Genomic DNA, 20030 nt, shown 5'->3' with positions numbered 1-20030 from the left:
ATTTTCTCTAGACCCCATATCTAGAGAAAATAATCAAAATGACCGCATTAACCCAACTTTCACAAGCGATTCATGATGCTCCACGTTGGCATCAACCTGAACAATTTCAAAATCCAGAAGAAATACAAATTATCCCACTGGCGGAAGAAGCCTTAGGTGCTGTGGTTTTTGGTTTAGATGCCCGTAAAGCCCAAGCAGGAGAAACCATTTATCGCTTAAAACAAGCTTTGGCTGAACATCTAATTTTAATTTTTAAAAACCAAACTTTGGATGATCTGCAATATTTAGCCTTTGCCAGCTATTTTGGTTCTATTTTCCGTCCAAGTGCAGACAATCCTGTGCTGGCTAGTCAGTCTGACACTGGTGTTCCACCCGATGTGGTTCCTGTTTCCAATGCAGTCGGTCAAGGCGACTATACTGGTCATGGCGAACTCACCCCACATGCCGATCACCAGTGGACACCTCTTCCCTCTTTTGGCTCTCTGCTCTATGCCCTTGAGCTTCCTCAAGACGGCGGACAAACCTCTTGGTTCAATACCATCAAAGCCTATGATGCACTTCCCGATGACGTCAAAAAGCAGATCGACCAGCTACAGCTGATTACTTATAACCCATTCGTCCGTGCGCAAAGTAATACAGGCAATACGGGTTATGGAGACAGCCCTTATTATCGCTTTAAAGATCAACCCATTTTAGGTCATGCCTATCCTCATCCCTTAGTCCGCACACATCCAAAATCTGGGCGTAAAGCGCTTTGGCTCAATACCCGTTCGGAAGTTGAATTACTCAATGTCGATGATACCGAAGGCAGTGAACTGATTGCTGCACTTCGTACGCATATCCTCAAACCTGAGTTTCGCTATGAACATCACTGGGAAACTGGAGATATTGTCTTTTGGGATAATCAGGTGACACTACATTCACGTCGCCCCTTTCCGGTCGATCAACGTCGCTTACTCAAACGTATTAGTCTTGCAGGTGGGCGTCCTTACTAAGCGATAAATAAAATGAATGATTTATTGGTATGACACCAAAATGTCACGATTGTTTTAGATAATCTGTTAAAAAACCAATAAAAAAGCCCATCGTTTGATGGGCTTTTTTTATTTCTATGACTTAAGCATTGCGTTTCGCAAAGTCATCCATAAAATTCACTAGGGCTTGAACGCCTTCTAGTGGAACTGCGTTATAAATACTTGCGCGCATCCCACCAACTGATCGGTGACCCGCAAGATTCAACAAATGGTTTTCTTCAGCTTCTTTCAGGAAAAGTTTTTCTAAATCTGGATTCGCCAAAGTAAACGGCACATTCATAATTGAACGGTTTTGAACAGCAATTGGGTTTGCATAAAAATCGCTTGCATCGATATAACCATAAAGCAGTTTTGCCTTTTCAAGGTTCACTTTATGAATCGCCTCAACACCACCTTGTTCAAGCAACCATTCAAACACCAGACCTGACAAGTACCATGCATAGGTCGATGGTGTATTGACCATCGAATCATTCTTCGCTTGTGAAGCGTATTTCAAGATGCTTGGAATTTCAGGTTTGGCTTGATCTAGCAGATCTTCACGAACAATAACCAAGGTTAAACCCGCTGGGCCAATGTTCTTTTGTGCACCTGCATAAATGATACCAAATTTACTCACATCAACAGGTGCAGACAAAATACTTGAAGACAGATCCGCAACCAATGGCGCATTGGTTTCTGGAATAGCCGAAAACTGAAGACCACCAATCGTTTCATTGTCTACATAATGCACATAAGCCGCATCTTTAGATAAGTTCCAAGTGCTTGAGTCTGCAATGGCAAGTTTTCCATCAATTTGCGTACCCGCTTCAATGACGTTGATATCGCCATAGCGCTGCGCTTCTTTCAGTGCTTTCTCAGACCAAATTCCAGTATGGATATAGTCCGCTTTGCTGTTTTTACCCAACAAATTTAAAGGAATCGCGGAGAACTGAAGTGAAGCACCACCTTGAAGGAACAAGACTTTATAGTTCTCTGGAATGTTCATGAGTTTACGTAAATCTGCTTCTGCTTTTTCAGCCACAGCAACATAGTCTTTACTACGGTGACTCATTTCCATGATGGAAAGACCTTTGCCTTGCCAATCAAGCATTTCAGCTTGTGCTTTTTCTAAAACGGCAGTAGGTAATGCAGCAGGACCAGCACAGAAGTTGTACGCGCGCATGATTTTTCCTTTCAAAGTGAAACACAATAAAATGATGGCATTTAACCACAGATAGCCAGTGCTTGCAGTAAATTCAACTGAAAATATTTCAATGTAATCTCACCTTTACAGTCAAAAACTCAATCAAGATCAACGATCCAGTTTGAACTCAGCACTGCTCAATCAATTACAGCAGCGCTTTCCCATTCACCTAAGCTCAAACGAAAGCATTTCCTTTGCTTAAAAATGTCGCTAATCTATTGATATACATTTGCAAATTAAACAATTCAGTAACTGAGTCAGCATTCAGAACAGTTAGATTATGCGTATACTGTGCAAAACATAGAAAAGAGTCGTGCTCATGCCACAAAGACTATTCAACATGCTTAATACACCAGCCAACAAATTCTTATTGCGTACATCACTGCCATCAATCTTGTCATTAAGCATGTTCGGTCTCAGTCTCGGAATCAGCTCGACGACTTTTGCTGCATCTATCAGCTATCAACAAGCTGAGCAAAGTGTGTTACAAGACTCGTATAGCACACAGGCCACTCAAGCCTTACAACAAGCCTCAAAACTAGAAGCTGAAGCGGTCAAAGGTTTGGGGCTACCCCGTATCGATCTAAACGTACGTGCTTATGCTTTTCATAATGAGCTCGATGTGCCTCTTGGTGCACTCAAAAATAATTTAGAACACACACTGACTGACGGTGTAGCCACAAAAATTGATGAGTGGCAAAACACCTATCCAAATTTGGGCGATTTAAGTGGTTTAGAGCAAGGAATTGATCAAACCATCCACAATGGTGTGGGACTTATTCCGAATAGCTCGCAAATTACCTTAGAAGATCAAGTCATACGCCCGACCATTTCTGCAATGATGCCGCTTTATACAGGTGGGTTAACCTCAAGTGTGAAACAAGTCGCCAATATCAAAGCAAAACGTAGCGAACTCAATACAAAACAACAGCAAGACCTACAACGCTTTGAACTGATTCAAGCCTATTTCAATGTTCAACTGCAAAAACAGTTGCTCGCGTCTAGCCAATATAATTGGCATGCAATGCAAAAACACTATGACAATGCTCTTAAACTCGAACAACAGGGCTTCATCAGTAAAGGCCAGCGCATGCAATTTGAAGTGGCAAAAAACAATGCACAACGCAGTGAGCAAGCCAGTCAGGCCAATTTAAAAGCCAGTTTATTTCAGCTGAATAACCTTTTACAAAGCAGCCAAATTACTGAGCTCACCACACCACTCTTTATTAACAGTACCCAAAACCAAGATCTGAATACCCTACTCAGGTCATATGCAGATCAATCGGCTTTAGTACAAAAACTGCAAATGGACACTCAACTGGCACAAGCCAATGTCACCGCACAAAACGCCGCCAAGAAACCACATATTTTTGCCTTTGGTGAATACAGTCTGGACGATAAAAATAACTGGATCATTGGCTTAGCCGCACAGTACAATCTGTTCTCAGGCATTGATAAAAACAAAAATGTCCAAGCAGCAGAATTACAACGCTACGCTTCTGAACTGATGACAGCACGGACTAAACAAGAAATTGAAAATGTGATTTATAAATCGTATAGCGAAGCCACCACAGCGCAGCAAAGTGATCAGTTATTACAGCAAAATATAAAAGCAGCGCAAGAAAATTTACGTATACAAGAACTGTCCTTTAAAGAAGATATGGGAACAGCGACACAAGTGATTGATGCACAAAATATGCTCAGCGCTTTAAAAGCAGAAACCGCACTGAATGCCTATAAATATGTCATGTCACTGGCGACGCTTCTACAAAGTCATGGTTCGATCCATCAGTTCCAAACCTATCTTCTGCAACCCAATACGCGATTTATTCGTTAATTCTTTGATGAGAGCCATTTAATGAATCAAGATCAAAACCAATCTGATCCGCAAAAACCTGAAAAACAAGAAGATCAAGCGGTGCCATCAACAGAGGAATTAACCACAAATAATACTCAAGAACAGGCACAGACTGAGAGCGAACAGACTGAGCCAGCATCAACCAATACAAACCCCGAGCAAAAGTCCAAAGCGATCAAGCTGATTGGGGGGCTTGCTCTTATTATTCTATTCATCGTAATTGCTTTTGGACTGTGGAAGGCCTATCAACTGAAAACGGTTGAAATCCAAGGTCGGGTTGAGGCAGAAACGATCCATGTTAGCACCAAAGTGCCAAGTCGAATTGATGAAATTTATGTACATGACGGACAGAAGATCAGTAAAAACCAAGAACTCGTTCGACTGTATAGCCCAGAAGTCGATGCCAAAAAACAGCAAGCATTGGCCAGCTTACAGGCTGCTTTAGCACTCCAGTCCACCGCTGACCGTGGCTCTCAGGAAGAAAATATTGCAAGTTTATACGCCAACTGGCAAGCACTGAAAGCACAGCAAACTTTGGCACAAACCACCTATCAACGTGGTGCAAACTTGTACCAACAAGGTGTCATCTCGCGACAACGTCGTGATGAAATGCATGCTGCGGCGCAATCAGCTGCTCAAATGACAGAAGCGGCATATCAACAATATGCTCGGGCTGAACGTGGCAGCACTCCACAGCAAAAAAGTTCAGCAGATGCGCAAGTGCAAATTGCAAAAGCAGCTGTTGCTGAAGTCAATGCACTTGAAGCTGAAACCAAACTACTTTCACCCATTGACGGTACCGTGTCTAAAACCTATGGCAAACCCTCCGAATTGGTAGCGATGGGTGTGCCGATTGTGAGTATTATTCAAGATCGCGAGCTTTGGGTATCACTGAATATTCGTGAAGACCAATACGCCAACATCTATCAAGCAAAACAAATTGAAGGCTTTATTCCAGCCTTAAATCTACATACCAACTTTAATATTAAGAATATTGATGCCGAAGGCGAATTTGCCACCATTAAGACCACACGCCAAACAGGAGGCTATGACATTCGTAGCTTTAAAGTTCATTTGACGCCTGCGCAAGCCATTCCAGACCTAAAAGTTGGCATGAGTGTGTTGTTTAAAGTCAAAGAGAGCAAATAATGCTAAGCGGGCTACTGCGGGAACTGAACTATTTACTGAAGCATAAGTGGGATCTATGTTTAGTCACGCTTGCCCCACTGTTTATTATCGTGCTTTTTTCCAGTATGTTTGCCCAAGGTAAACCTGAACATTTGCCTATTGCGATTATTGATCAGGACCAAAGCGAGCTAAGCCAAAACATACAGCGCTACTTGAGACTCAACCATACTTTAGATGTCGCCATCGTCAGTGATCAAAATACCGAAGTTGAAAAGCTGCTGAACCAAACCAAAGTTTGGGGTTACGTCAGTATTCCCAATGGCGCCGAACAACGTTTTGTTCAAGCTAAAGATGCTGAAATCAGCATTGCCTATAACCAAAGTTACTTTAGTGTGGGGAACACCATTTCATCAGCTATGTTAATCAGCACAGTTGAAGCCATGGCAAACTATGCTGGTGAAAGCTATTTAGAAAATACTATTCCTTATTTAGATGTACCTACACCACACGTTAAAATTTCGACCTTATACAACCCAAATTTGAGTTATGAGTTCTATTTAGAACCCTTTATGATTCCTGCGATTTTGCATTTACTACTCTGCTGCTGTGTCGCATTTTCAGTCGGTCAAGAATTTAAGTTTCATACAGCGCAAAATTGGCTAAACAACCAATCTGCTTTTAAAGCCATTCTCACGAAAAACCTGACCTATGTACTTATTTTTAGCTTATGGACATGGGCGTGGATGTTTTGGCTAGTCGAAATTCGCGGCTGGTTTGTTGCAGGTCAACTTTGGTTGATCATGTTGGCACAGCTTTTATTTTATAGTGCCTATGCCTTGATCAGTAGCACCATTGTTTTAGCCACCAACAACTTATCTAAAACCTTTGGTTTAATTGCTGTGTATGGCGGCTCATCGCTCAGTTTTGCAGGAGTGACGCTCCCCTTAAATAACGCACCACTGTTTACCAAATTTTGGGCCAATATTATCCCTTACACACCTTATGCCAAACTACAAACCGAACAATGGGTCATTGGTAGCCCAATCAGTTCATCGCTGTTACCTTTACTCATACTTATCCTCTATGTGGTCTTTTACGCTTTGACCTCTATCCTGCTCCTCAAAAAACGAATCAAAGGAGCAGTGTCATGAAGTCATTTTTGCACTATTACCTCAAGACGTTTAAAGACATTATCGCCAATCAGTCGATTTTAACCACGCTCATCCTCTCGGTGATTTTCTATAGTGTTTTCTATCCGACTGCCTACAAAGCACAGCAAGCAGAAGCTTTACCGATTGTGATTGTGGATGAAGAACAAAGTATCGTGACCAATAACATCATTCAGCACGTTGCGCTCAGTCCAAATGTTGAAGTGAAAGCTGTGACAGGCAATTTCCTTGATGCTGAAAATATGATTAAACAACAGCAAGCCGATGGTATTTTGCTCTTACCCGAAAATCTTTCCAATAGTCTTCGGCATGGCGAAGTCGGTGGGATTGGGCTCTATCTCAGCGCGGCAAACTTCTTAATAACCAAGCAAATTGGGCTAGGTCTCGCTACCTCAATTGAAAATGCTGTACGCGAGCATGTGGAAAAATTTGGCAATATCTCGCATTTTTCCCCAGCCATTTCCATTCATCAAACGCCGCTTTTTAACACCATGTCGGGTTATGGCAGTTATATCTTCCCCGCCATTGCTCCGCTGATTATTCATCAAACCATTGTGCTCGGTTTAGGGATGTTATTGGGCGGATACCGCGAACAGAAATGGCGACCAACGACGACGGAATTTTTTGCGATTTTTTGCGCCATTCTGACCATTGGTATGCTCGGTTGTTTATATTTATTTGGCTTTATTTATTGGTTAAATGACTATCCACATGGGGGGAATTTTAATGGCATGTTACTGGCCGTGCCGATTTTTATAGGCTGTATCGTGGCTTTAGGCATGTTGATTTCAACATTTTTCGATATGCCTGAACGTGCAGGACATGTCATTGTATTTACCTCTATTCCGCTATTTCTACTTTCAGGAACAGCATGGCCACACGCCGCAATGCCCGCTTGGATGCAATACTTGGGCAATGTTTTGCCATCGACCCAAGGGATTCAAATGTTTATTCAACTGAACCAAATGGGTGTACCAACTGCACTTATTCTGTCGAAACTACTCTATCTCTTTGTGTTTGGTATAGCGTGCGCAGCATTTGCTTATTGGCGTCTCAAGCATCGCTAAATTTTAGAACGTATTGATAGCAATCCTACCCATTTAATCCGTTGAAGCCCCATAAAGTTTGACATCAAAGCTGCGAATTTTTGTGCTTCCGCCGGCTTTGTCAAAACCAACATCGTATTGAACTAGGTTTTTATTGCTATAAGCATACTCATAGGTAACTGCGTACAAACTTGGCTTTTCTGTCGATTTTTCAATGTGTTTCGATACAATTTTTTGAGTCGTAATGGCTTGTTTAGGAATCGATTTTGCGAATTTGCGCATGTCTTTTTCATGAGTTTTAAATTCACGCTGTAACTCTGGCTCAAAATAAGTATAGAGCTGCGGAAAATCACCCTGAGTAAAGGCTTGATAAGCTTGCTGAGCCACTTGCTCTTGAGCAGGACTCGGATTTGGGATCGAATCCAATGCCTGTTGTCCCAATTTATCACACGCTGTTAAAGCCAACGCACAACTCAAAACCAGTAATTTTGCTTTCATAAAATCTTATCCACCACCAAGTCATCGCCAATATGAAAAAGGACGCCGAAGCGCCCTTTTCTTGTTCATTCAGTTAGTCTTCGTTCGATGTATTGGTATCTGTTGTATTTTCAGATGCATCTACATTTACTTCGTCAACCACAGTTTCTTCAGTTGTTTCAATAGAAGCATCTAAAATATCATCTTCGACTTCAACTGCTTCAACAGCAACGACACCGACCAAGATTTCTTCATTACCTAAACGAATCAGACGTACACCTTGTGCATTACGACCCGTTCTAGCAACTTCAGAGGCACGAGTACGAACTAAAGTACCGCCATCAGAAATCAACATCAACTCTTTAGATTCATCAATGGCAACCGCACCGACCAACTCACCGTTACGTTCAGATGTTTTGATGGCAATAACACCTTTACCACCACGTTTCTTGGTTGGGAAGTCATCAACAGGCGTACGTTTCCCATAACCATTTGCAGAAGCACACAGTACTTCGCCAGTTTCAGGTACAACAACTAATGAAACAATACGGCTCGCCACATTTAAATCAGAAGATTCTTCATCATCTGAATCCGTGTCAGTTTCAACATCATCTTCGGCCTGGGCTGCAGCTAAAGTGACACGCATACCACGCACCCCTTTTGCAGTACGTCCCATCACACGTGCATCAGTTTCAGAGAAGCGAATTGCTTTACCTTCATTTGAGAACAACATGATTTGCTGTTCGCCATCGGTGATTGCAACACCAATCAAGGTATCTTCTTCTTTCAGCTCAATTGCACGTAAACCATTTGAACGAACATTACTAAATTGCTCTAATTCAACACGCTTGACTGTACCAGACGCTGTTGCCATAAATACAAAGAAGTTCTTACGCATTTTCTCTGCAAGATCAGCAAATTCAACAACGGTTTCATTGTCCAAATCTGTTGTTGAAAGCTCAACACCCAACTCTTTCAATTGCTTACGTAATGCATCAGAGAGTTCATCAGCATCTTCAGCCAACTCATCGAATGAAGCTTTTAACGCTTCATAATGTGCGTCGATAATACTATTTTCACGTAATATCGCGACATTGCTACGCACAAAGTTTTTGAACTCAGCTAAGCGTTCTTTAAATTTCTTCGGCGCATCAATCACAGGAAGAATTGCTGTGATCGTCTCATCGGCATCCAGTGGCAATAAGTTCACCATTGGGCGACCTTTCGAACCACGCGATGCTTGAGGCACTTCAAACACTCTCAGGCGATAGACTTTACCAACATTGGTAAAGCACAACACTGTGGCATGGTTAGATGTCACAATCAGATGCTGGATGTAGTCATCTTCTTTCATCGAGGTCGCAGATTTACCACGTCCACCACGACGCTGCGCAGCATAGTCTGAAAGTGGTTGAGTTTTCGCATAACCTGTTTTTGAAACAGTCAGTACCACTTGCTCTTCAGGAATTAAATCTTCACGCGAGAAGTCAATACGAGACTCAACAATTGCGGTACGACGAGCATCGCCGTATTGTTGCAAAATTAAAGCTAATTCTTCTTTAATCACTGCCATCAATAAATTGAAGTCATTTAAAATAGCTGTAAGTTCAGCAATTTGACCTAAAATTTCAGTATATTCAGCTTGTAACTTGTCTTGTTCAAGACCCGTTAAACGGTGCAAACGAAGTTCAAGAATCGCACCAACTTGCGCAGGCGATAAACGATATATCTGACCATCTAAACCAAACGGACGACTTGGATCTTCACCTTCAATTTCGTCTGGACGTACAGAAACAGAACCTGCTTTTTCAAGCAGTGCAATTACATTCCCAGCTGCCCACTCACCTGCTTGTAAACGCTCACGCGCCTCAGCTGGGTTTGCAGAAGTTTTAATGGTTTCAATGATCGCATCAATATTTGCTAATGCTACCGTCAAACCCTCTAAAATATGGCCACGTTCACGTGCTTTGCGCAATTCAAACATGGTACGACGCGTCACTACTTCTTGGCGGTGACGAATAAATGCCGCAACAATGTCTTTCAAGTTCATTAACTTTGGCTGGCCGTTGTCTAAGCACACCATGTTAATGCTGAAAGAGTTTTCCAACTGCGTGTTTTGGAATAAGTTATTTACCACAACTTCAGCGTTTTCACCACGCTTTAAATCGATGGCAATACGCATCCCGTCTTTGTCAGATTCATCACGTAGCTCAGAAATACCTTCCAGTTTTTTCTCTTTCACCAACTCAGCAATACGTTCAATCGTTCTTGCTTTGTTGACTTGATATGGAATTTCTGTGAAAACGATCGTGGTACGACCTGTTTTTTGGTCTTCTTCAAAGTGGTATTTACCACGAATATGCAAACGACCTTTACCCGTACGGTAAGCATCAACAATGCCCGCTTTACCGTAAATAATGCCACCTGTAGGAAAGTCTGGACCCGAAATATATTCCATCAATCCTTCAATTGAAATATTTGGGTTTTCAGCATAGGCCAAACAAGCGTTCACTACTTCAGTCATATTGTGCGGCGCCATATTGGTCGCCATACCCACAGCAATACCTGTAGTACCGTTAATCAGTAAGTTAGGAATACGCGTTGGCATCACTTGCGGAATACGTTCAGAGCCGTCGTAGTTGTCTTCCCAATCCACCGTATCTTTTTCAAGATCGGCAAGGATTTCATGAGTCAACTTACGCATACGAACTTCGGTATAACGCATCGCAGCTGCGCTATCGCCATCGACCGAACCAAAGTTCCCCTGACCATCAACCAATTGATAACGCAAGCTAAAGTCTTGAGCCATACGAACAATGGTTTCATAAACAGCAGAATCACCGTGTGGGTGATATTTACCGATCACATCACCAACCACGCGGGCAGACTTTTTATAAGCTTTGTTGTAGTCATTACCCAATTCGTGCATTGCATAAAGCACACGACGATGAACAGGTTTTAGACCATCTCGAACATCTGGCAAAGCACGAGAAACAATCACGCTCATTGCATAGTCAAGATACGAGTTCTTGAGTTCATCCTCAATCGCAATCGGTCTGATTTCCGATACGCTCATGCATACTCCTTATTCTACAAACGTAAAACCGCTTGCATTTATATGTCGTAAAACTTGCAAAATTATTAGTTCAAAATACTGAACTAAAAACTGAAATATAGCCGTAAATTATAGCATAAACACTCTGATTTTTGTGTCACGTCACCACAGTTAATCTCGTTAATTTTCTTTAATTTAGGGGTTATTTTTTACACATGTATAGGATGTACATTTACAGCTCCATCACATTCCCTATCAGCGTTGCATAAAATGCAAAAAAGCCCTCATTTTTGAGAGCTTTAAGCCATGTCTTGCCTATCTTTGGACTTACTGATCGATCCCTTGCTTATCGCGCTGCATAATATGAAATGCCACCATAAACAAGCCCAGTATTAAAGGAAACTCATATAGCTCCTCCATCAGGTCTTTATAAGCAATCTGATGTAAGAAAATTCCACCATAAATGCGGCTGTGCTCAATGCCGTCAGAAATAATCAAACCCAACACCGTGAGCAGCATTGCCCAAGCAGGAATCGTCATGCTCTTCATTTTTATCGCAATCTCATCGCGCAATGGTTTCACCAATAACATAAATACGACTGAACCAATCAAAACCACCGAGATGCCACTAAAATATACTTTTGGGACTTCGGAAAAATAGTCTCTACCCCAACTGGTGCTACGCCCAAATAGAAGCAACCACCACAGTACAGCCCAGATCCAAAAATACTTTTTACCCTTAGGAAGACGCATCGGCTGCATGTAAAAATAGCTAAATACAGCAAATATCAATAAAAGTAACGCTTGAATATTTTCCACGCCACGTACAACAGCACCACCTAAAAGTGGAAACTGTAGATCAGCTAAAAATGGAAATATTAAACACAGAACAGCAAGGATCAGAACAGACCAAGATACTCGAGTATCAATCAGCAAGATTACAACTCCCAACTTAACAAAAAAAGTTTTGTGTAAGTTAAGCTTAAAAATGGATGGCAAATAGTATCATAAATCTGAATATTCAGATGCACACTCATCTTAAGAAATGCTTAAATTTTCATTATTATTTGCAGAATACAATGATTTAAAATAACAAAATAAATATCAAGTGATTTTGATTTTTTATGATACTGAAAAATGATTTACGCGCATAAAAAAACGCTCTTGCACATGGCAGTTAAGGATTGCTTAAACTGCTTGCACAAAAGCGTTTTTTTGAAACGTTGTCAGGAGTTAGATTTTAGCTACCAACTCTGGAACAACGGTATTCAAATCACCTACTAACCAGTAATCTGCTACTGCATTGATAGGTGCTTCTTCGTCTTTGTTGATCGCAACGATCACTTTAGAGTCTTTCATACCTGCCAAGTGCTGGATCGCACCAGAGATACCTACAGCGATATACAGATCAGGAGCAACAATTTTACCTGTTTGACCTACTTGCATGTCGTTTGGAACGAAGCCAGCGTCAACCGCAGCACGTGATGCACCTTGAGCAGCGCCCAATTTGTCAGCCAATGGATCAAGAACAGTATGGTAGTTCTCACCTGAACCCACACCACGACCACCTGAAACCACGATACGCGCAGCAGTTAATTCTGGGCGTTCAGATTTTACGATCTCTTCAGCAACAAACTTAGAGATACCAGCATCTTTTGCTTCGCTTACAGCTTCAACCGCAGCAGAACCACCTTCAGCAGCGACAGGGTCAAATGCTGTACCACGTACCGTACCAACAATGATTGCTTCATCAGACTGAACTGTTGCAATCGCGTTACCTGCATAGATTGGACGCTTGAACGTATTTGCAGATTCAACAGCAATGATGTCTGTAATCATGCTGACATCAAGAAGTGCAGCCACACGTGGAAGAATATTCTTACCCGTTGTAGTTGATGCAGCCAATACGTGTTTGAAACCACCTTTAGCAATATCTGCAACCAAAGCAGCAACGTTTTCAGCCAATTGGTTTGCATAAACTGCGTTGTCAGCAAGTAATACTTTGCTTACACCCGCAACTTTTGCAGCAGCATCAGCAACAGCTTGAGCGCCAGAACCAGCAACTAATACAGTGATATCACCACCGATTTTTTGAGCTGCAGCAACAACGTTTAAAGTTGCACCGTTTAGTGCTTTGTTGTCGTGCTCAGCGATAACTAAAATACTCATGATTTTATCCTTCTGTATTAGATCACTTTCGCTTCATTTTTTAGTTTTTCTACAAGTTCGTCTACAGACTTCACTTGTACGCCAGCTTTACGTTCAGCAGGCGCTTCAACTTTAACTGTTTTAAGTTTAGTTGTTGTGGAAACACCAAAATCAGCAGGAGACTTCGTATCCAGCGGTTTTTTACGCGCTTTCATGATGTTTGGAAGAGCAGCATAACGTGGCTCGTTCAAACGTAAGTCAGTGGTGATGATCGCTGGAAGTGCAAGTTCAACAGTTTGTAAACCACCGTCGATTTCACGAGTTACTTGTACTTTGTCACCATCAACTTTAACTTCAGAAGCAAAAGTACCTTGACCTGCACCTAGAAGCGCACCAAGCATTTGGCCGACTTGGTTAGAGTCATCATCAATTGCTTGCTTACCAAGAAGAATCAACTGAGGTTGTTCAGCGTCAACAACGCCTTTCAACACTTTCGCAATTTCTAAAGCACCCAGTTGGCTGTCATCAGCTTCAACCAAGATACCACGGTCAGCACCAAGCGCCATAGCAGAACGGATTTGCTCTTGCGCTTCTTTAGGGCCAATAGAAACTACGATGATTTCTGAAACAGTTCCTTTTTCTTTTAAGCGAACCGCTTCTTCCACTGCGATTTCACAGAATGGGTTAATTGACATTTTAACGTTGGTTAAGTCAACACCACTGTTGTCCGGCTTAACGCGAACTTTAACGTTGGCATCAACCACACGTTTTACAGCAACAAGAGCCTTCATGTAATCCTCGGCTGTTTTAGCAAATGTAAATGTTGAGAAAAGTTAGTTTAACTCTTCACTTAAATTTTTTTAGGTGCCCTATCTTGCAATGTGTACGGCATTTCGGTCAAGTCACAATTCACCAAAGAGCTGTAAAAATGCGTAAATTTAGCTGAACGACGCGTTCATACTTTTTTGTACGCACTATATTTGCACAAAATCGCACTCAGATTAAGTTATGATTTTTATTATATTTTTATTTGATTTACATTATTCAAAGATTTGATTTCTTTTCTCTAATATTCACCATTAAATAGATTATTGACTGTCTGTTCACATCTTTATCAGGCTTCACAAATCTGTCATTTAAGATAGATCACGCAGCCTTAGATTCAAATACTCATTATTCTAGACATACGATGACACAATATTGCTGTTTTATTAACCAATCTAAAAAACTTCCTCAAAAAAAAGCATGCCATTCTGACATGCTTCTCTGAGTTTAATTGGCAATCAGCCATGTCGCGGCCAATGCCAACAGACCACCTGAAGTACCATCAATCCATTTTTGCTTACGTTCATCTATTGGAGCCTTCTGAGTCAGTTTTGCAAAAACCAGACTCAAACTACAGTAGACCACAAAAATCATCGCGATAAAGAGTAAAGATAAAATCAAACCTTGACTGACAGTGTTGGCAGATTTATCGATAAATTGCGGCAAGATTGCAAAATAGATGAGCATACCTTTGGGATTTAACAGTGCGGTAAAAAAGCCTTTTTTGATCGGGTTATTTTCCGTTTTTCGGTCTAGTTGCAATTTTTTAGTGCTAAAAACTGACTTTAATAAACCAAAGGCCAAATACAACAAATATGCAATGCCCAACCAGCGGATGGTTTCAAATAAAAGTGGGAAAGACACAATAATGGCAGCAATACCCAAAGCCACTAAAATTGAATGTAGTAAATAGCCTGTACATACGCCGACAGTCGCCATCATGCCTGCTTTTGCATCTTTGCCCATAACTTGAGACAGAATAAATAACATATCTGGCCCAGGTGTAAAAATCAGCGGCAGCACGGTCAGTGCAAAGAGTACATATACAGACATTTCCTTTCCCCTTTCATCCATTAGAAAGTGAAAATTAGTATGTGCGAAATAATACAAAATTGGCTTTCAATTTATTCTATAATAAAACGTATTTTTCAAATTATATTCTAAGATATGAAACAATCACCAAAGTCTGTGCGCATAAAACTTGACCGTATTGATAAAAATATCATTCGCCACTTACAAGACAATGGCCGCATTCAAAATAATGACTTAGCACGAGAAATCGGTCTATCACCGTCTTCATGCCTAAGACGCGTCAAACTATTAGAAGAAGCAGGTGTTATTCAAAATTATACTACAGTGGTTGATCCACAAAAAATTGGCCTTCAACTGATTCTGTTCTCGCGTATTTGGCTGGTCGGTCAAGATGCCGAAACCATCGACACCTTTATTGAAGCCATGAAAGAGCTCCCTCAAGTCATGGAATGCTACATTATTTTAGGGGAATGCGATGCAATGCTGAAAGTTGTAGTACCTGATTTAGAAAGCTATCGTGAGTTCCAATCCACACATTTGACCAAAAAGAATGGCATTACCAGTGTCAAAACAGACTTGCCAAGTCAAATCATTAAACAAAGTTTCCAACTCCCGCTTGATGAAATCTAATGTCAGCGCATTTAAATTTTGCGATAGAAACGGCGCGTTTACGTCTAAAAGCTTGGCGCACAGATGACTTTCCGGCATTTGCGCAGCTAAATGCCGATACTCAAGTGATGCGTTATTTTCCTAGTCCACTCACGCAAACAGAAAGCGATGCCCTTGCGCAAACGTTTTAGCAATTCATCAATCAAAATGGTTGGGGCTTTTGGGCAGTCGAACTGAAGCATAGTCAAGAGTTCATTGGATTTACAGGCTTACATGCTCAACCTGAGTGCTTTGATTTTTCACCCTGTGTCGAAATTGGTTGGCGATTGGACTCGAAGTTTTGGCATCAGGGTTATGCCACAGAAGCTGCACAGGCTTGTCTATATTTTGCTTTTTCGGTTTTAAAACTGGATGAAGTTGTTGCTTTTACCGCAGTTCAAAATAGGGCTTCTGAAGCGGTAATGAAACGTCTCGGCATGCAACATCGTGGCTATTTTAATCATCCTAAACTCGATCAAAATAGCCCACTGCTTCGACATACACTCTATGCTATTAAGCCAACTGACTTTCTAAAAAATCACGATGAATATGACTTAAATCAATCAATTCATATTGTCCAAGATTAAAAATTTTCCAGACTTCAAGAAAGTCATCTTTCAAATCAATGCTATTTGAGGGCTGTGCAGTCGCTTGCCACTGTAAATCGGAAATCCATAAATAGTATTGCCCAGTCTCTGCATTCAAAGCCTGAACTTTACCTGCTGCATTGACGCCTTGAACAAATGCATTTTCAGGCAGTGCAGATTCAATATTGGCTAAACTAATTTCAACAAAGTGTTTGACCTGACGCAAACCATAGCCCGCAAAAATTTCTTTTTGCGCGGAGCTGAGTTGATCATACTTTGCTTGTATATCTGAAATCATATACTGACCTATTTTCACATTTGTCATCTTCAATATAAGCTTAAATCTACCGTTTCATTAAACTGGAACATTAAGCCCATCCTCTTTTAAGTTTATACTCTATTTTTTGCCGATTTATTATTCTACAAAAGTTCATAATCACACTTTTTCTAACAAAAGTGAGCGATGATTGCTACTTATTGATCTCGCTGATTCAAGTAAGAGTAATTAAAACAATAATAATGCCGAATTTCACAGACCTCCCTGTGCTTAGCGCTTACATGGGTATCTAATTATCTGTTTACACTGTTTGCTCTGGATTTTGGCATTCAACCGAAAACACAGCGATATAGTGCATGCATTATATGACACTATTTTTAAAGTATGAATGAACTAAGTTTTCACCTTTTGTTGTGCTCGAGGATGCGTCTGATCATACACTTGAGCCAGTCTGTCAAAATCGACATGGGTATAAATTTGGGTGGTACTTAAGTTACTGTGTCCTAACATTTCCTGAACTGCACGCAAGTCACCACTGTTTGACAGCATATGACTAGCAAAACAATGGCGCAGTAAATGCGGATGCAAATCGATATTTACCCCTGCACGCTGTGCTTGAAACTTGACCCGATTTTCAATCTGGCGCATCCCCAAAGGATTGCCCTTTTGAGTAATAAAAACTTGTGCATCTGGAACAAAATCACCATTCCATAGCGGATAAATGCTCAGCCATTTCATTACCGCATCTTTGGCTTTTGAACCAAAAGGTACAACCCGAGTTTTATTGCCCTTACCTGTAATACGTAGTAACTGTCGGTTAAAGTCGATGTCTTTAATTCTTAAGCCCTGCACTTCCGCTAAGCGTAATCCACTGGCATAAAGCAGCTCAAGCAAAGCTTTGTCTCGATACCACATTTGCTGTTCGATTTCTTTCTCAGGCAAGGCCTGATCCAAAATTTGATTGATAGTTTCAATATCCACTAGCCCTGGTAAAGGACGAGGTTTACGTTTGAGTTGAAAGTCATCGGCGGGGTTAAAAGCCAAATGTTGCCCCTGCTCAGCCCATTTCATAAACTGACGAATAGAAGACAACATCCGCTGTAAACTACTAGAACTCAACTGTTGATATTCAACTTTTTGCGCAATAAATTCACGTAAATCTGTGGCTTCAACATCGCCCAATTCAAGCTTTTTCTGTGCGCAAAATAATAAAAAATCAGACACATCTCGTTCATAAGCCTGCAAAGTATGGGCAGACTGATTTTGTATTTCTCGTTGTTTTAACCACATCTCGAGCAGTTGCATCGGCTCAAAAGTCACAAGTCAGCCTCTATAGTTCTATTCGGTGAAAGGTTGATTTTCTTTTGCATAGTAGCACTGTCTCAGCCCTTTATATGCCTATTTCATTTTTCATAAAAAAAGCACTGACGAATCAGTGCTTCTTATGTAAGGCTAAACTTAGTTTTGATAGTAACTCAGATCAATGCGTCCTTCGTAGACATTTGAGGTTGGACCCGTCATCCAAACGACATCACCTTCACGCCATTCAATATGTAACTTACCACCTGCCAGTTCAATCTCAACAGATGAATCGAGTAAACCACGGCGCATACCTGAAATCGCAGCAGCACAAGCCCCTGTCCCACAGGCCAAGGTTTCGCCTACTCCACGTTCAAATACACGTAAACGCGCATGCTTTTCATCAATGATTTGCATAAACCCTGCATTCACACGCTGTGGAAAACGCTCATGCGATTCAACCTGAGGGCCTAAACGCGCAACATCAGCTGTAATCACGTCGGGAACGATAGTAACTGCATGGGGGTTGCCCATATTGACCACATCAATGGTCAATTGCTCATTGTTCGCCAAAGCAATGTCATACAAAGCTTCTGGTGCATCCGCAATAAATGGAATTTCCTGCGGTAAGAATTTTGGATAGCCCATATTTACACGTACCCAGCCATTTTGACCGAGTTCGGGTTCCACAATCCCAGCCTTGGTTTGCACTTTAATCTTGGTCTTTGTAGTGAGCTGACGCTCATGTACAAAACGCGCAAAGCAACGCACGCCATTACCACATTGTTCAACTTCAGAACCATCGGCATTGAAAATACGGTATTTGAAGTCGACATTGGGTAAATCAGGTGGCTCAACAATCAACAACTGATCAAAACCAATGCCGAAATGGCGATCCGCCAAGCGCTGAATCGTGACAGTATCAAGGAATGCTCTTTGACTGATTAAATCAACCACCATAAAGTCATTGCCTAGACCATGCATTTTGGTAAATTCTAATAACATCTTGAATTATCCTTCAGGCAATAAACGTTCTTTGTCCCAAAGCGACTCAATGGTTTCACGCTCACGAATCAAATGTGCGTTTTCACCATCCACCATCACTTCAGCGGCACGACCGCGACTGTTGTAATTTGAACTCATGACAAAACCATAAGCGCCAGCACCCAATACAGCCAGTACGTCATTTTCTTTGAGTGCAAGCACACGCTCTTTACCTAAGAAATCACCTGTTTCACAAATCGCACCAACCACATCCCACTCTTTTGCCTCGACATCTGAACTCGGTGTAACGGGCTGAATATCCATCCATGCTTCATACAGTGCAGGACGAATCAAGTCGTTCATGGCTGCGTCAATAATCGCAAAGTTACGGTGAATAGTCGGTTTGAGTAAATCAACTTTGGTCAGGAGTACCCCTGCATTTGCCGAAATACTACGTCCCGGTTCCATATACACTTTCAAACCCAATTTTTCTAAAGCGGGCTTCATTGCATTGGCATATTCAAAAACGGTAGGCGGCACTTCATCTTTATAAGTCACGCCTAAACCACCACCAATATCGATGTGTTTCAACTGAATACCCATGGTTTTCAGCTGATCGATCATCACAATCACACGATCTAGAGCATCCACAAAAGGCTGTGTTTCGGTCAACTGGGAACCAATATGGCAGTCGATACCAATAATGTCTAAATTCGGCAGCGTTGCAGCATATTGATAGGTTTCAAACACTGTATCTGACGGAATCCCAAATTTATTTTCTTTCAAACCTGTTGAAATGTAAGGATGCGTTTTCGCATCTACATCTGGATTGACGCGCAATGAAATGGGTGCTTTTTTGCCGAGCTTCGCTGCAACTTTTTGAATACGATCCAGCTCTGCATGAGACTCGACATTGAAGCATGCAATACCCACTTCTAATGCTTTTTGAACATCAATCTCAGTTTTACCTAAACCCGAAAAGACAATTTTAGAAGCATCGCCACCCGCTTTTAGTACACGAGCTAATTCTCCGCCCGTCACAATATCAAAACCCGCACCGAGCTTCGCAAGGACATTCAATACCGCAATGTTTGAGTTTGACTTGACCGCAAAACAAATTTGATGATCGATAAAGTCAAAAGCACGATCCATCTCTGTAAAGTGTTTTTCAAAAGTCGCTTTTGAATAAACATACAGTGGTGTACCAAATTGCTGCGCAAGCTGTTGCAGTGAGCATTGCTCAGCATGCAAAACCCCATGATTGCGGGTAAAACTCATGA

General features: G+C 41.4%; 17 protein-coding genes and 1 pseudogene. 7 read left to right on the top strand and 11 right to left on the bottom strand.

Annotated elements, in window-relative coordinates:
• The first annotated feature begins 38 nt into the window (after positions 1–38).
• The gene (locus WH214_RS04525) at positions 39–995 is read left to right on the top strand and encodes a TauD/TfdA dioxygenase family protein (RefSeq protein ID WP_339422385.1); all 957 of its coding nucleotides are present in this window, start codon (positions 39–41) and stop codon (positions 993–995) included.
• Between the two features lie 121 nt (positions 996–1116).
• Here the strand turns inward: WH214_RS04525 and serC are convergent, their stop codons facing one another.
• Positions 1117–2196, bottom strand: a complete 1080-nt coding sequence (serC, locus tag WH214_RS04520) for a 3-phosphoserine/phosphohydroxythreonine transaminase (RefSeq protein WP_339422384.1) — start codon at positions 2194–2196, stop codon at positions 1117–1119.
• 340 nt (positions 2197–2536) lie between these two features.
• On the opposite strand from serC, the gene WH214_RS04515 reads away from it, so the two are divergent.
• From WH214_RS04515 to WH214_RS04500, 4 genes are read left to right on the top strand one after another with little or no spacing between them, the layout of a single operon-like run.
• The gene (locus tag WH214_RS04515; RefSeq protein ID WP_445206349.1) at positions 2537–4054 is read left to right on the top strand and encodes a TolC family protein; all 1518 of its coding nucleotides are present in this window, start codon (positions 2537–2539) and stop codon (positions 4052–4054) included.
• Between the two features lie 21 nt (positions 4055–4075).
• Entirely contained in the window at positions 4076–5224 is a 1149-nt protein-coding gene (locus WH214_RS04510) for an HlyD family secretion protein (RefSeq protein ID WP_339422383.1), read from the top strand.
• Positions 5224–6354, top strand: a complete 1131-nt coding sequence (locus WH214_RS04505) for an ABC transporter permease (RefSeq protein WP_339422382.1) — start codon at positions 5224–5226, stop codon at positions 6352–6354. Before WH214_RS04510 ends, WH214_RS04505 begins: the two co-directional genes overlap by 1 nt.
• On the top strand, positions 6351–7439 hold the full coding sequence (locus WH214_RS04500; RefSeq protein ID WP_339422381.1) for an ABC transporter permease: 1089 nt from the start codon (positions 6351–6353) through the stop codon (positions 7437–7439). The genes WH214_RS04505 and WH214_RS04500 overlap by 4 nt, the downstream gene beginning before the upstream one ends.
• Before the next feature lie 33 nt (positions 7440–7472).
• Here WH214_RS04500 and WH214_RS04495 read toward each other — a convergent pair whose 3' ends face one another.
• From WH214_RS04495 to WH214_RS04470, 6 genes are all read right to left on the bottom strand, one after another.
• Positions 7473–7916, bottom strand: a complete 444-nt coding sequence (locus WH214_RS04495; protein ID WP_184118058.1) for a DUF3887 domain-containing protein — start codon at positions 7914–7916, stop codon at positions 7473–7475.
• A 73-nt stretch (positions 7917–7989) separates the two neighbouring features.
• Positions 7990–10971, bottom strand: coding sequence for a DNA gyrase subunit A (gene gyrA, locus WH214_RS04490; protein WP_339422380.1), 2982 nt, complete (start codon positions 10969–10971; stop codon positions 7990–7992).
• Between the two features lie 306 nt (positions 10972–11277).
• On the bottom strand, positions 11278–11886 hold the full coding sequence (locus tag WH214_RS04485) for a hypothetical protein (protein WP_339992927.1): 609 nt from the start codon (positions 11884–11886) through the stop codon (positions 11278–11280).
• A gap of 297 nt (positions 11887–12183) precedes the next feature.
• Positions 12184–13119, bottom strand: a complete 936-nt coding sequence (locus tag WH214_RS04480) for an FAD-binding protein (RefSeq protein ID WP_259233051.1) — start codon at positions 13117–13119, stop codon at positions 12184–12186.
• 17 nt (positions 13120–13136) lie between these two features.
• Complete coding sequence (locus tag WH214_RS04475; protein ID WP_005400499.1) at positions 13137–13889, bottom strand: electron transfer flavoprotein subunit beta/FixA family protein; 753 nt, start codon at positions 13887–13889, stop codon at positions 13137–13139.
• A 481-nt stretch (positions 13890–14370) separates the two neighbouring features.
• Positions 14371–14976: a LysE family translocator gene (locus WH214_RS04470; protein ID WP_125273272.1), complete on the bottom strand. Its 606-nt coding sequence runs from the start codon at positions 14974–14976 to the stop codon at positions 14371–14373.
• A 114-nt stretch (positions 14977–15090) separates the two neighbouring features.
• Here WH214_RS04470 and WH214_RS04465 point away from each other — a divergent pair, with 114 nt between their 5' ends.
• Together WH214_RS04465 and WH214_RS04460 are read left to right on the top strand one after the other, a co-directional pair.
• The gene (locus WH214_RS04465; RefSeq protein WP_004695793.1) at positions 15091–15585 is read left to right on the top strand and encodes an Lrp/AsnC family transcriptional regulator; all 495 of its coding nucleotides are present in this window, start codon (positions 15091–15093) and stop codon (positions 15583–15585) included.
• A pseudogene (locus WH214_RS04460) lies at positions 15585–16190 on the top strand (GNAT family N-acetyltransferase). Before WH214_RS04465 ends, WH214_RS04460 begins: the two are co-directional and overlap by 1 nt.
• On the opposite strand, the gene WH214_RS04455 reads toward WH214_RS04460, so the two are convergent.
• The 4 genes from WH214_RS04455 to lysA all read right to left on the bottom strand — a co-directional run bounded on the left by WH214_RS04455 (position 16117) and on the right by lysA (position 20028).
• Entirely contained in the window at positions 16117–16515 is a 399-nt protein-coding gene (locus tag WH214_RS04455; RefSeq protein WP_339422378.1) for a hypothetical protein, read from the bottom strand. The pseudogene WH214_RS04460 and the gene WH214_RS04455 sit on opposite strands and share 74 nt — an antisense overlap.
• Positions 16516–16860: 345 nt before the next feature.
• Positions 16861–17772: a tyrosine recombinase XerC gene (locus WH214_RS04450; RefSeq protein ID WP_339422377.1), complete on the bottom strand. Its 912-nt coding sequence runs from the start codon at positions 17770–17772 to the stop codon at positions 16861–16863.
• 153 nt (positions 17773–17925) lie between these two features.
• The gene (gene dapF, locus WH214_RS04445) at positions 17926–18771 is read right to left on the bottom strand and encodes a diaminopimelate epimerase (RefSeq protein ID WP_004695783.1); all 846 of its coding nucleotides are present in this window, start codon (positions 18769–18771) and stop codon (positions 17926–17928) included.
• 6 nt (positions 18772–18777) lie between these two features.
• A complete protein-coding gene (lysA, locus tag WH214_RS04440; protein WP_339422376.1) occupies positions 18778–20028 on the bottom strand; it encodes a diaminopimelate decarboxylase in 1251 nt (416 codons plus the stop codon).
• Positions 20029–20030 lie beyond the last annotated feature (2 nt).

It is taken from the genome of Acinetobacter sp. MYb191 (genome assembly GCF_037572605.1).
GTDB classification, from domain to species: Bacteria; Pseudomonadota; Gammaproteobacteria; order Pseudomonadales; family Moraxellaceae; genus Acinetobacter; species Acinetobacter johnsonii.
Note: the sequence above shows the minus strand (reverse complement) of the source record. Positions and strands in the feature narration are given on the sequence as shown.